The sequence below is a fragment of the Candidatus Thiodiazotropha sp. CDECU1 genome (assembly GCF_963455295.1).
Classification (GTDB): Bacteria; Pseudomonadota; Gammaproteobacteria; order Chromatiales; family Chromatiaceae; genus Thiodiazotropha.
The window spans coordinates 3,064,623-3,076,948 of record NZ_OY734020.1; the positions used below are offsets into that span (position 1 = coordinate 3,064,623).

Consider the following 12,326-nt stretch of genomic DNA (forward strand, 5'->3'; position numbering starts at 1 on the left):
GACCTCCGCTACGCTACGGCCCCTTACCCAAAACGTTATGCATCTCAATAATCATGCTTCAGAGAAGTAACCAATGAACAGTAGATTGCCACAACGTGGAACAAATGGTGATAGAGCTAAATTCGCTGAGAATTTTGTTACTTCTCGTATGGCTGGTTTCAAAAAGGACATGAAAATATGTTTAACCCCAATCCTGTCTGAAACCAGATCGGGACCTACACATGCTTATTTCCCCGCACTTGCTTCCTGCTGCGGAACATTAGAGTACCTATCTGCATTGTATACGGGTCGCGTAAACGGTTTAGGTTGGAAAGATGTATATCGCTGGGCATCAATTTATTTGCCCCAACCAGACTACAACAGCGAAACTATTCGTATTCTCGTCCAAGCCTTCAGGAATGCAGTCGCTCATAGAGGTATTGCTTCTGGAGTTTGGACTGATCAAAAACCTGGACCAAGCAAAGGCTGGAGGCTTACCTGGAAGATATATGCAAATAGCACACGTCCTTCCATAAGAATCATTAAAGAAGACGGGGTCATAAAGAATGATCCGCCATGGGAATGTAAGATTACACATAGAGTGCATATCCATTTAAAGTCAATGGAACTAGATATTAGAAAAGGTGCTGAAGGTTTTGCGAAAGACTTTATAAGTAAGCCTGAACTCATTAAGCCATTTTACTCATGTATGAATAAACTATACCCAAAATGAATTTGTATACTACGCATAAACATGTATAACGTATATGGACTCCTCCTGTTCAGCAATGTATTTTCAGGAAAATAACGAAATAGTTTGGTTCACGTATATCCGGTCTTGTTTATGGGGAGCTACCCCTGACCTCAACGGTACAATACACCGTTTGCCAGATGCCTTATCGAGACGGTGGCTTCAAGAGCCGTCGTTATACCCAGGTTTTATCCGGCTGACTATTTTGTCAGTTTCCGTTAGTACATTACCTAAACTCGGCCTACAACTGTGTCTTTTGAGATGAATGAAGTGCTACTGCGCGACAGGCGCCCTATATTCATCCCCGCTGATTAAAATAGACCAGGCCATTCTGACTATCTTATTGGCCAATGCCACAGCCGTATTATTTGCATGTTTTGTAGAAAGTTGTTGGCGTACCCAAGCACTCAATCCATCCTTCTTGCCGTGTACTCTATGCAGGGTAGACCGCGCGCCATGCACCAGCAAACAGCGAAGATACTTGTCACCCCGCTTAGTGATTTTTCCAAGCCTATTCTTTCCACCACTTCCGGAATGGGATGGAACCAAGCCCAGACTTGCACTGGCATCTCGACCTCGACGGAAGGCACTGCCATCACCTAAGCGAGCATAGAGCATGCTTGCTACCAGCCAACCGACACCAGGTATCTTTTCGAGTCGTACACAGGCATCAATTTTCTTTGCGTGATTGACAAGTGTGCTGGTCGTCTCCTCAATGATTTTATCCAGGACCAATAACTGGTTGTATAAATGCCACAAAGCGCTCCTTGCGACGGTCGTTAATTCGTTTTCTGCATCTTCTAAAGCTGAAGTAATCTGCTGGCGCAGTCGATGTAAACCCTTGGAGAAGTTAATCCCATATTCCATGGCAAAGCCTCTGATGCGGTTACCTAACTGTGTCCTTTGTTTGATATAGCCACTGCGTAGTTTATGCTGAATTGCCAGATCCTGTTGCTCCAAGGTACGTATGGTAACAAAGTAGATATTGGGATTCTTGGATGCTTCGTAAATGGCTACGGCATCGTTTTTGTCACTTTTGTTGCCACTACGGTATTTAGCAACCAGATGGGGTGGAATCAGCTGCGCCTTGTAGCCTAATTGCGTGAAACGTCTTCCCCAGTAATGAGCTGATCCGCAGGCTTCCATATAGATACAAGCTTCTGGATGTTGCAATACCAGTTGTACTAATCGCTTCGAATTCATGCCCTTATTGATCAACTTCTTACCATACTTATTAAAAACAGCAACTTGGAACACGTCTTTGGCGAGGTCTATGGTGATTGTGGTAATATTTTTCATGGTATGGGCTCCGTTGGTTTTGGTCGACCTGTCACTTTAGCGAGATTTCAGCTTAAGGTGGAGGAGTCCATACCATTGAGACACGGGGTCTCGTTAATAAAGCTGTTAGATGACAAACATGAAAATAGGACATCTTAATATTCCAAAGCCTGAGCTTGAAAGATTCTCGTTCACACACGATATTCAAACACGCCTATATCTCCAATATTCTGAAATAATTGAAAACACAGATATAGGTAAACAGGTTTTGAGCGCAATGGAAGCTGACCCTAGAGTAATAGATCTAGAAGGTCACATGATTTCCAAAGGTTCAAGTGCATCAGGATTTGAAACCAAAGTACTTGCCATGTGGTTTTTATGGGCAACAAACGAATTTGGACAAAAAGTTGCTGAAAAAAGTCTCAATGCATTTTTGGATTCTGATGAAATTCCAATTGTTAATACATTGTGGGTATTAGGAGTTGAAGTTGATGATACTATCCAGTTAACAAATGGTCTATGTATAACTCCTATATCGGAAATGCCTAATTCTCGTGAGAAAGAACATTACCTAAAACACAGCTTTGACGATACAGGGCATCAACAACCAAAACCCAAAGCTGCTATTACGTATCAGACAACAATAACAAGATCTCATAAAGATGACGACCCTTCGACCACTTTCGAAAGAGACAAGGATTTCTGGGAATCATCTAAGTTACTTTATGATGCATCGCTGGCATTAAATGCGATTGAAAACACTTCATGTATTCCATATTTCTCAACTGCATATACATTACCTAACATGCCTATCGGATTGTTTGGCGGCTCAGGAGGAGGCGCTCCTCTACACGATATAATTGGGCATAGAGTAACAAAGATCGTATTAGAACAGTCGGATAGTATTAATACTGTTCTATCATCATTGTTGGGTATGTCTGAAAAAGAAAAAGCGCGGTATAGTCGTGTGCTTTCTCGACTTTCCCAATCAAAACGAAGAGAACAAATTGAAGATAAAATACTAGATTTAGGCATTGCTCTAGAGATGGCTTTACTTGAAGATAACAAAAACAACCAACAACTTTCACTAACCTTCAGACTTCGTGGGAGTTGGCTTATTTCTGCCGATGAGACTGAGCGACTATCGATATATAGAGAACTTAGAGATGTTTATAACTATAGAAGCCAAGTTGCACATAGTGGAGTGTTATGTGGAAATGATGTGGAAAAAATTAACGCTGTCAGAGAGTCTTTTACTAGCTACGCGTTAATTGCAGAGCGAATCGTAAGAAAGCTGATCTGTGAGGAAAGGCCGAACTGGTCGAAATTATTATTAGGAATCATCTAACAATGCACTCCAGCTGACGCCAAAAAGCGGCGCAGCTGAGCTTAAACGTTGAGGCTGTCGGAAAACCCCATAATCCGATAAAATCACATAGACAATAACGGTGCATGGAGAAAGGAAGATGGCACGTTATAAGGATTACAACTACGATCAGATGAAAATGCTGCCCGTGTCCTATGAGAAACAAATCCTGCCGGGCAGTTTCGAATACTCCCTCTCCTACCTGATCGATAACGAGCTTGATATAAGCGCATTTGACCAACAGTATCAAAACGACAGCACAGGCCGGCCTGCCTATGATCCCAAACTGCTGTTAAAGATCATCATTCTTGCCTATTCCAAGGGCATTACCAGCAGCCGTCAGATCGAACGCCTATGTCGCGAGAATATCGTGTTCATGGCGCTGTCGGCAGACCTGCAACCCGACCACAGTACAGTAGCAGATTTCATCTCCCGCGCCCCTGATACGATAGCCGACCTGTTTGGACAAGTCGTATTGGTGTGTGATCGGTTAGGCCTGATCGGTAAAGAGATGTTCGCCGTTGATGGCTGCAAGCTGCCCTCAAACGCGTCCAAGAGCTGGAGCGGCACACATGCTGAACTGAAGAAGAAACGACAGAAGATCGATCGCGCGGTGCGACGCATGCTGCAACGCCATCGTGAGCAGGATACAGCGGAACAACAACCGGATATCTACGAGCGAGAGCAAGAGCAGATCAAAAAGCTGCGAGCAGCCTCACGTAAGATCAAACAGCACCTGGACACCGAGCCCGAGCGCAAGGGCACAAGCGGGAAGAGGGTCAAAAGCAACATCACCGACAACGAAAGCGCCAAGATGAAGACCAGCCACGGGGTTATCCAGGGCTACACCGGCGTTGCCGCCGCCGACAGTCTACACCAGGTGGTCGTGCACGCCGAAGCCTTTGGGCAAGGCCAGGAACATGGTCTGCTCAAGCCCGTAATAGAAGGGATCAGGGAGACCTTCAAAGAGAGCAGCCCCAAAGAAGAGAGGAAACTGCAAAAGACCAAGATCACTGCCGACTCGGGATACCACAACCGGGATACCCTGGAATACCTGGAAGCCGAAGGCATAGACGGCTATCTGGCGGACACCGGCTTTCGCGCCCGCGACCCCCGGTTCAAGGATCACAAGGCATCGAAAGAGAGAAACAAGCGTAAAGAGAAGGAACGGTTCAGCCAGAGCGAGTTTAAGGTTGACCGCAATAACGAGACTTGCCGGTGTCCTGCCGGAAAGGCAATGTGGCTAAAAGCCCGTCGGGCAAGAATCGGCCATCACCTGTTCATGCAGTTCCAGGGCTACGAACAAGACTGCGACAACTGCGGCTTGAGGAAACGCTGCCTGAGAAACGAGGCCCAGCATACACCAAGGCAGATCAATGTCACACTGGATATCACGCAGGAACAGAAGGCGGGAATCCTCGAACGGATGAAGCGTAAGATCGATAGCCCAAGAGGCCGCCATATCTACAGTCAACGATTAGGTACGGTTGAACCGGTGTTTGGCCATCTCACTGATGCCATTGGGATCAATCGGTTCAGCTATAGAGGCAAAAGGAAAGTTGACGGTCAATGGAAATTGATGATGATGTTACACAATATCCTGAAGATCCACCGGTATGGATGGGAATGGACTTAGAATCGAGAATGAAACAAAGTTTGGTGCAACAATTAAAGAAGTTGATTAATCAGTAAAACAATGAAAAAGCTTTGTCAAAAATTGATCATAGGGAAATCTATTTTCCGAAATCAGGTTTTTCGACAGGCTCGTTAGGCGAGAAAAAGGTAAACGTCCTTGATAATGATAAACGAGACACCCATTCAAAATAGCCTTCATTTTTGAGTATAAATGATAAATGATAAACGAGACACCCATTCAAAATAGCCTTCATTTTTGAGTATGGGGCGCATCACTGAGCAAGATGGTTGCTCCATCTAGTCACTGATATTTAAGTCATACAGCTTTTTTGCGAGAAACGGCTTGATAATCGGAGATGAATAGTAATTTTTATACTGTGATCGCACAGTGTCAGACAGGGTTGTACCTCAACTTGCGCTGATGCAGTCGGTTTTAGGTCGGCGAGTGTTATTTACGTAAGCAGTAGCCGCACAGCCCCGAGATTGGGCGTTCGTCGATACTTCAATCTGCGGCATGTTGCGGTGAGCCTGTGACTCATACCTACAAATCCTTTGAAGCGGCTCTCAAAGTTTTGGGTCATGTAGAGCCAATGGTTGGTGTCGATCTGTAACCGCTCAAGTATGGGCGGTTGGTTGTCAGGTATATAGCCGCGTTTGTTGTCCAGGATGGCACGCCCTGTCCAATCAATGAGTTCAAGATAGTCATTGAGCCGAAACGGCAGGCCCTTGGGCATGTCCTGGCGAGGGTAGCCGACGAAGGGCACCAAGCCGTCGGGTGTTTCATTATTGTCTGCGCGATCCTGATTGCGTTTGAGTTGATCTGTCCGTTCTGCAATGGAGGTGTAGTCGGATTCCTCCGGGGTCTGTGCCACCCCTGCCCTGACCGGATTGAGGTCCACATAGGCCATGCAGGCCATCAGGGCCTTTTCATCCAGCAGGGCCTGGGATTTGTAGCGGCCCTCCCAGTAGCGACCGGTGCAGTCGTCCTCTTGGTTGGCCTGACGGGCGATCGGTTCGTTGAGACAGCGCATGAACCAGCTGATGCTGTGCAGCCGTTTGCGCCATTTTGTCAGTAGTGCCGAAACCGTTTCCTGCTCTGCACGGGTAATGGCGTCTTGAGAGAGATAACGCTGGACGAGTACTGGGAGCGAGAAGAGACGCTCCCAGCGTGTGATCACCTCTTGCTCGCTCCACTCAGCGGCACGTTCTGTATCCACATGGAGGATGACATGGTAGTGATTCGACATCACGGCATAGGCGCAGATGTCGATGGCGAAAACATCAGTCAGCAGTTTCATGCGATCGACGATCCATTGGCGGCGATGTTCATAGCTTTTGCCGGTATGGGTGTCCACACCACAGAGGAAGGCGCGGCGCACGCAGCGGGAGACGCAGTGGTAATAGGGGGTTTCTTCCAGTAGAACAAGGGCTTTCCTTGGCTTGGGCATCGTATCACTCCTTGATAGCTGATGGTGGTTAGAGATTGCCAGAGTTATTAAATTTTGGCAAATTAGCAATGGTTGTCCGGTTTATTGGGATTTGAGGATCGAATGGAAGTAAATTACGTACTTATAGATTTTGAAAATGTGCAACCTAAGAATTTAGAGATTCTTTCAAGGCACCCATTTAAAATCTTGGTTTTCGTAGGAGCAAATCAAACTAAGGTATCCTTTGACCTAGCTTCTGCGATGCAAACACTGGGAAGTGACGCGAAATACATAAAAATAGCTGGAAATGGACCAAATGCATTAGATTTTCATATTGCATTTTACATAGGCGAATTAGCGTCAAAAGATCAAAGTGCTCACTTCAATATTATTTCAAAAGATAAAGGTTTTGATCCTTTAGTGGCACATTTAAAAACGAGGGGTTTCAAAGTGCAGAGGTCTAGTGATCTTGCGGAGATCCCCATTCTAAGGGTGTCTGGCGACACAAGCACTGATGAGAAAATTTCTACCATAGTTACAAATTTAATTAGCAGAGGCCAGGCAAGGCCAAGAAAAGTCAAAACTTTACAAAACACTATTAATACTCTATTTACAAAGAAACTTGATAACGAAGAAATGCAGAAGGTTGTAAGCACACTGAGTCAGCAGAAATATATTCAAATAAATGATGGCAATGTTTCATACAATCTTAAAAAAACACACTAACAATGGCCTTCACAAGGATTCGCTACACTGCGTTCCGCTCTCCTGTGAGGCCGAGCGTTAGCGCGCAACATGAACAACATAGACCCACTACTAAAAAAGACATATGGAGAAAGGCTCGTTGAGTACTGTGAGAATAATGAAATTTTCATCCCAAGCGGTTTTCAAACAAGAAAATGTCATAAGTTCGCAATTATCAATCTAAGTAGCAACCCAAAGAAACTTTGCGCATTAACAACTTATATGCCCAATAATGTAACTGAGATAATCCAAAAGCTAGAGCTAGAAAAAGGTAAGCAAGATTGGCTTGTCCTAGACATGAAAAGGTGCTGCACTGTTGAGATAGAAGGTAATAAAACAAGGAAAATTAAGGATATAGAAATTGAAAAATATAAACCATCACCAATTTAGCGCTAAATAGGCCATCCAAGGAATCATAGAGTTGAACCAGCAATTAAAAAATGAATTGCAGTTGATGCAACAGGAAGATCAACGAGCTTTGCAGGAATTAATCGATAGCGGGGAGTTGGGTACCACTGAATACCACCCTAGAATGAAAGCAGTACATGAAAAGAAAAACACACGCATCAAAGAAATTATCAGCCACTATGGTTGGCCGGGTTTTAGTTTAGTCGGCAAAGAAGGATCAAAGGCTGCCTGGTTAGTAGTTCAGCATGCGGTTTTGGATACAGATTTCATGGGCAAATGCTTACCCCTATTACAAGATGCAATAAATCAGGGTGAGGCAGAAGGGTGGTGCCTGGCATACCTTCAAGACAGGATGCTTACAATGTCCGGTAAGCCTCAAATATATGGCACTCAGCATGATATTGACGAAAATGGAATTGCCCATCCATTGCCAATTGAAGAGCCTGAAAAAGTTGAAACGATACGCAAGAAAGTAGGGCTTGAGCCACTTTCTGATGCTACGAGACGAATTCAAGAAAGGCACAATTTAACGGTGGCCAATCGTCGTGAAAATAATGGCTAACAAAGCATCGCACAGGTGAACGCGTCGTTAGCAGGCCGGGAAGCAATCTGGTGAAAGTTGTTGTTCTGCCTTGGGTCACGAGTAGGCACACGATGATGATGTTAGGCAGCCACATAACCATACGTTTTCAGCCGATGCAAAGACCGCGCGGCTGAAACACGACAATAAAGGATTTATCAAACCATGAAGCCAAGAATTAGCATGATCACACTCGGTGTACGCGATCTGGGGGCAGCAATTGAATTCTACGAAAAAGGATTAAGTTTCCCGCGAATGGAATCGCCGCCCGAAGTGGCGTTTTTCACTCTCAATGGCACATGGCTTGGTCTCTACGGGCGTGAAGCATTGGCGGAAGATGCAACGGTTTCTTCAGAAGGCACAGGGTTCGCAGGCTTCACGCTGGCCCACAATGTCGATTCTGAAAAAGAAGTTGATGAGGTGGTTGCTCAGGCGGTATCGGCAGGCGCAACCTTGGTCAAGAAGCCCCAGAAGGTGTTCTGGGGAGGCTACAGCGGCTACTTCAAGGATCTCGATGGCCATCTTTGGGAGGTGGCCCACAATCCGTTGTTCTGGGTAGGCCCTGAAGATGAAAATTCATAACAAGACAATTTCGCACGGATGGCAAAATGCGCCGTTCGTTCCTGGCTACGCTTTTTGCATCAGGTGAATTGCGACATTAGCATACCCTGGAAAAGAGCAAGAGGGATCATGCGCACGGTCTGATGAAGATTTCTCGAGAACAAGCGGGCCTCATCTATCTGGTCTTCTCCGTGGTGGCCGGTCTCATCTGCCTGCGCCTGCTTTGGGGCTCTTCCGACCATCTGCTCCAGTTTGCCGCTGCCGTCGGCTGCGGCTTTGCCGCCTATCTCCTTGGAAGAGAGGGAACCAGGCGCAGGACGCCCGTGTTCCGTGACCTGAATGCTATTTCGGACCTCGCCAAGCGCTACCATATCCCCGTTGCTATCTATCTGCGTCGCTTTCACGAAGACTCCGGGGGCTGGTCGAACGAAGAGGAGATCGCCCTGGGGCTCGGTGACTATGCCCTTTTCGTTGCTATCGGCCGCCCGGGTGAGAAACTACCGACACAGGGCGCTTTTCGGCTCTATGTCTCCGATCCGGAGTGGCGTGACAGGGTCATGGAGCTCCTTTCCATGGCATCGCTGGTTTTCATGCGTTGGGCGCCAGGCGGGCATCTTGGTTGGGAACTGGAACAGGTTAATAGGATGAACATGCTGTACCGTACCGCATTCGTTGTGCCGAGGCTTCCTCCAGGAACCAACCTGGACGAGTTTCTACCAGAGCAGGTTTCCCAGCTGATTGACGTCAAAGCGTTGCAAGTGCATCTGCAGGAATCTCAGGCGCTCCTCACACTCCGGGATGACGGAGGAGTCTCTATCCACCGTCTGCCCAAAGAGATCGACGATCAGGACGATCGCAAACCCTTTGAGCACCTGGTGATCGCTTTGGCTGAGGAACTCAGGTTGTCTTCTCTCGATCGCTCCAAAAGAGTCGCCCTGAGGCGCCTGTATGGTCGAACCGAACGTATTGTGCTTATCGTGGGCAGGATCCTGGTAGTGATCCCGAGCCTGGCAGTCGCATTCGTTGCCGTTATCCTTGTCGATCTATTCACTCCCTTTGACATTCTTCCCCTGAGTTGGGACCTCGACCTCATCTTATCCGCTTTAGGATCGGCGGTATTGGCATCAGTAGTGGTCCTCTTTCTGGGTGCGGCGCTGATATCGAGACTGACTGGACGCAGTTGAGGCATTGTTCCTCACTGGTCCTCACTGGGACATCCGGCATCACAACCGCTCCTTTGTATCCAATACGTGGCGATTGATGTTAATTCACAACCTAAATATAAACCCTCATTCGAGTAAATGTTCATAACGTTTATCAGTAAGGATCTTCATGAAGGCCACCAGCGCATCGATGCGCTTGTCGTCCAGAGCGGGACCGGTCTCCAGTTCCTGTAGCGAGATGTTTTCATTCACCTCCGGGGCTCCCCACTGTTTGCCGCTCTCCGGATTGATCTGGCGTTTCGTGCTACGGCTGTTGTACTTGTTGTAGAACACCACAACGGTACGCAGATCCTGAAACACACCGTTATGCATATAGGGCCCGGTCACTGCAACATTGCGCAGCGTCGGCACCTTGAACTTACCATCCTGGTTTGGATCATCGACCTGGGGATTGTCCAGCAGCCCGTGATCGATATGGTCTTCAGCAACACCGTTCAGCTTTCGAACGACCCGATTCACCGGCACACCGATGTTGTGATATTCGTAGTTGGAAAATGTCTCGCCTTCGCTGCCGGGTAACTGTTTGAGCTGATGGCAGAGATTGCAGTTACTGAACTGCTGGGAGAAAAACAGGGTCATCCCCAGGTCCTCCTGGAGGGTGAGTTCGTACTCGCCACGCAGATAACGGTCATATTTTGAGTCGAAGGGGGCAAACAGCCCGGTCTTCTCAAACGCGGCAATACTCTCCGCCATGGCGGCATAGGCCCGCTCAGCGTCATTGAAGATATGCTTGCCGTAAAACTGCTCAAAGGCAGTGGTGTAGGCGCTGTTCTCCATCAGTCGTTCCACTACGGCGGCCTTGCCGGGCATGCCCATCTCGATGGGATTGGTGGGTGGTCCACCCGCCTGCCCTGCCAGGTCCATCTCACGTCCGTCATGAAACTGACCGCCCACATACTTACCCTCTTCATTCAACTGAAAGCCTGGGCTGAAAGCGGCATAGGCAGCAGTGGGCGCATTCCGATCGCCCAAGGATTTGCCATCGTCACCCAGGGATACCGCGCCCCCCACACCATTGTCGCGACCATCGGCAAATCCGCTCTCCGGCGAGTGGCAGGTGGCGCAGGCCTGGGTGCGGTTTTTGGACAGGCTCTTGTCGAAAAAGAGCGCCTGACCCAAGGCCTCAACACTATCGAATGCGGCCATCGATGGCAGGGTCACCATGATGCCCGCGAATGTAACTATTGATGTTGCCAGTAACCCTAATCGCACCGTTGTTCTCCCAATGAAACGTCGAATAACAAAATGAATCCGTCAGATTCGCAGCATATGATTGTCCCAGCGAGACTCCCCTGCCTTGATCAACGGCAGCGGATGTATCTCCTCTTCACCGATCCGGTATCGATACACGCCACCCTGTCCGCTGCTAAGAATAAATTGACCGGGCTCAGTGCCTGCGGCGATACCGCAGCCGTCCGTCACATCCACTTGTCCCAGGTAGCCTCCCCTATCCACACTCCAGAAAGTCACCAGGCCGCCCCGTGGAGAAGAGACGGCAAACACTACCCCCGAACTATCGACACAGACACTGCCGCAATAGTTACGCATGCGCCTTTGTACAGATGCCGGGGCATGCAGGAGGCGGATCGCCTCGCCACGTCTGTGCATGCCGATCAATGGCGGCTGCCGGGTACGACTGCCCTGGTACTGCATCACGCAGCAGACCTGGTCATCCGGGGTAATCGCCAGGTGGCGGATACTGTTCTTGTGCAGCCCATCGGCGAGAAACCACTGCTCTAACAACGCTCCGCTATGGGAGTCGATGTAGGTCAATGATGGCTGCATATCCGCAAGGTTGAGCTTGGCACGCCCGCTATCCGGGTGGGTCCGGATACCGCCGTTGGCCACCACCAGGGTTACACCATCCGACAGCATGCCCAGTTCATGGGGGCCGATGCCATAGGACGGATACTCATCCACCTGCCGGTACCCCTGCTGTACATCCCGTACCCCGATCACGCCCTTGCCGTTGGCGAAATCGTTCTCCGTTGTATAGAACCAGCGGCCATCCGGGGAGAACAGGCCATGGCCGTAAAAGTGCCGCTCTGTTCGACTCTCCAGTCTGTATCTCAACCGGCCCGTATTCAGCTCGATGACAAGCAGGTATTGGCCAGGACGACGCGCCACTGCCACGGCTTGCCGCCTATCGGGGGATAGGGCCATGGCATGACCCCGACCCGGTAAGCCAAGCCTGAACTGCTGCAAGCCGTACTCATTGAAGCCACTGATATAGTGGTTGCCGTCCCCATCGGCGTGGGCACTCAGATAACTTGCCTGCCCCGACCCGGTGGCAACAACCGGTAATATCGGGAGCAGGGTCAGACCGCTGGTGAGTTGGAGAAATCGACGCCGTTTCACGCTGACACCTCAATTT

At 48.5% G+C, this 12,326-nt stretch carries 12 protein-coding genes; 8 read left to right on the forward strand and 4 right to left on the reverse strand.

Annotated elements, in window-relative coordinates; translation table 11 throughout:
- Nucleotides 1–73: 73 nt before the first annotated feature.
- Nucleotides 74–712 (forward strand): hypothetical protein, encoded by a 639-nt coding sequence (locus tag R2K28_RS13940; RefSeq protein ID WP_316365257.1) that lies wholly within the window; start codon nucleotides 74–76, stop codon nucleotides 710–712.
- Between the two features lie 291 nt (nucleotides 713–1,003).
- Here the strand turns inward: R2K28_RS13940 and R2K28_RS13945 are convergent, their stop codons facing one another.
- A complete protein-coding gene (locus R2K28_RS13945; protein ID WP_316365258.1) occupies nucleotides 1,004–2,029 on the reverse strand; it encodes an IS110 family transposase in 1,026 nt (341 codons plus the stop codon).
- Between the two features lie 118 nt (nucleotides 2,030–2,147).
- Between R2K28_RS13945 and R2K28_RS13950 the strand changes: the two genes are divergently transcribed.
- Together R2K28_RS13950 and R2K28_RS13955 are read left to right on the forward strand one after the other, a co-directional pair.
- A complete protein-coding gene (locus R2K28_RS13950) occupies nucleotides 2,148–3,356 on the forward strand; it encodes a HEPN domain-containing protein (RefSeq protein WP_316365259.1) in 1,209 nt (402 codons plus the stop codon).
- Nucleotides 3,357–3,474: 118 nt separating this feature from the next.
- A complete protein-coding gene (locus R2K28_RS13955; protein WP_316365261.1) occupies nucleotides 3,475–5,010 on the forward strand; it encodes an IS1182 family transposase in 1,536 nt (511 codons plus the stop codon).
- 451 nt (nucleotides 5,011–5,461) lie between these two features.
- Here R2K28_RS13955 and R2K28_RS13960 read toward each other — a convergent pair whose 3' ends face one another.
- Nucleotides 5,462–6,457 (reverse strand): transposase, encoded by a 996-nt coding sequence (locus R2K28_RS13960; protein ID WP_316365263.1) that lies wholly within the window; start codon nucleotides 6,455–6,457, stop codon nucleotides 5,462–5,464.
- A gap of 102 nt (nucleotides 6,458–6,559) precedes the next feature.
- On the opposite strand from R2K28_RS13960, the gene R2K28_RS13965 reads away from it, so the two are divergent.
- The 5 genes from R2K28_RS13965 (at nucleotide 6,560) to R2K28_RS13985 (ending at nucleotide 9,913) form a co-directional block, all read left to right on the forward strand.
- On the forward strand, nucleotides 6,560–7,162 hold the full coding sequence (locus R2K28_RS13965; RefSeq protein WP_316365264.1) for a PIN domain-containing protein: 603 nt from the start codon (nucleotides 6,560–6,562) through the stop codon (nucleotides 7,160–7,162).
- Between the two features lie 69 nt (nucleotides 7,163–7,231).
- Nucleotides 7,232–7,570 (forward strand): hypothetical protein, encoded by a 339-nt coding sequence (locus R2K28_RS13970; protein WP_316365267.1) that lies wholly within the window; start codon nucleotides 7,232–7,234, stop codon nucleotides 7,568–7,570.
- Between the two features lie 31 nt (nucleotides 7,571–7,601).
- Nucleotides 7,602–8,150: a DUF6624 domain-containing protein gene (locus R2K28_RS13975; protein ID WP_316365269.1), complete on the forward strand. Its 549-nt coding sequence runs from the start codon at nucleotides 7,602–7,604 to the stop codon at nucleotides 8,148–8,150.
- Between the two features lie 183 nt (nucleotides 8,151–8,333).
- Nucleotides 8,334–8,750, forward strand: coding sequence for a VOC family protein (locus R2K28_RS13980; protein ID WP_316365271.1), 417 nt, complete (start codon nucleotides 8,334–8,336; stop codon nucleotides 8,748–8,750).
- Nucleotides 8,751–8,872: 122 nt separating this feature from the next.
- The gene (locus R2K28_RS13985; protein WP_316365273.1) at nucleotides 8,873–9,913 is read left to right on the forward strand and encodes a hypothetical protein; all 1,041 of its coding nucleotides are present in this window, start codon (nucleotides 8,873–8,875) and stop codon (nucleotides 9,911–9,913) included.
- A 105-nt stretch (nucleotides 9,914–10,018) separates the two neighbouring features.
- On the opposite strand, the gene R2K28_RS13990 is transcribed toward R2K28_RS13985, so the two are convergent.
- Both R2K28_RS13990 and R2K28_RS13995 read right to left on the reverse strand, forming a co-directional pair.
- Nucleotides 10,019–11,164, reverse strand: coding sequence for a cytochrome-c peroxidase (locus tag R2K28_RS13990; RefSeq protein WP_316365275.1), 1,146 nt, complete (start codon nucleotides 11,162–11,164; stop codon nucleotides 10,019–10,021).
- Between the two features lie 42 nt (nucleotides 11,165–11,206).
- Nucleotides 11,207–12,310, reverse strand: coding sequence for a DUF1513 domain-containing protein (locus tag R2K28_RS13995; RefSeq protein WP_316365277.1), 1,104 nt, complete (start codon nucleotides 12,308–12,310; stop codon nucleotides 11,207–11,209).
- Between the last annotated feature and the right edge of the window lie 16 nt (nucleotides 12,311–12,326).

What these genes read in the sequence shown, in the direction of transcription:
- R2K28_RS13940 (WP_316365257.1), top strand. Translation starts at nt 74, where the DNA reads ATGAACAGTAGATTGCCACAACGTGGAACAAATGGTGATAGAGCTAAA.
- R2K28_RS13945 (WP_316365258.1), bottom strand. Translation starts at nt 2,029, where the DNA reads ATGAAAAATATTACCACAATCACCATAGACCTCGCCAAAGACGTGTTC.
- R2K28_RS13950 (WP_316365259.1), top strand. Translation starts at nt 2,148, where the DNA reads ATGAAAATAGGACATCTTAATATTCCAAAGCCTGAGCTTGAAAGATTC.
- R2K28_RS13955 (WP_316365261.1), top strand. Translation starts at nt 3,475, where the DNA reads ATGGCACGTTATAAGGATTACAACTACGATCAGATGAAAATGCTGCCC.
- R2K28_RS13960 (WP_316365263.1), bottom strand. Translation starts at nt 6,457, where the DNA reads ATGCCCAAGCCAAGGAAAGCCCTTGTTCTACTGGAAGAAACCCCCTAT.
- R2K28_RS13965 (WP_316365264.1), top strand. Translation starts at nt 6,560, where the DNA reads ATGGAAGTAAATTACGTACTTATAGATTTTGAAAATGTGCAACCTAAG.
- R2K28_RS13970 (WP_316365267.1), top strand. Translation starts at nt 7,232, where the DNA reads ATGAACAACATAGACCCACTACTAAAAAAGACATATGGAGAAAGGCTC.
- R2K28_RS13980 (WP_316365271.1), top strand. Translation starts at nt 8,334, where the DNA reads ATGAAGCCAAGAATTAGCATGATCACACTCGGTGTACGCGATCTGGGG.
- R2K28_RS13985 (WP_316365273.1), top strand. Translation starts at nt 8,873, where the DNA reads ATGAAGATTTCTCGAGAACAAGCGGGCCTCATCTATCTGGTCTTCTCC.